Below are 293 nucleotides of genomic sequence, written 5' to 3'. Positions count from 1 at the left end.
GCCGCCGGGACCGCCGGACCGCCGGACGCGCCCGCCCTGCCCCCGCTGCCCGGCATCGACATCGACGCCGCGCTGGCCCGGCTGGGCGGCAACCACGAGGCGCTGGTGGCGCTGCTCAAGCGCTTCGAACAATCGCAGGGCGGCACTGTGAGCGAGGTCAAGGCGCTGCTGGCGGCCGGCCAGCGCCCGCAGGCCGCGCAAAGCCTGCACCGGCTGCGCGGCGTGGCCGCCAACCTGGGCGCCGGCGAGGTCGCCGGCCTGACCGCAGCGGTCGAGACGGCCCTGCGCCAGGA

1 protein-coding gene is annotated in these 293 nt (G+C 78.2%); it reads left to right on the top strand.

Annotation, left to right across the window (positions count from 1 at the left end; all coding sequences use genetic code 11):
• A partial coding sequence (locus GEV02_RS32640; protein WP_152841922.1) for an Hpt domain-containing protein occupies window positions 1–293 on the top strand: 293 nt, incomplete at both ends.

The organism is Rugamonas aquatica, from assembly GCF_009380215.1.
GTDB classification, from domain to species: Bacteria; Pseudomonadota; Gammaproteobacteria; order Burkholderiales; family Burkholderiaceae_D; genus Rugamonas; species Rugamonas aquatica_B.
This window is presented reverse-complemented; position numbering and strand designations above follow the sequence as displayed.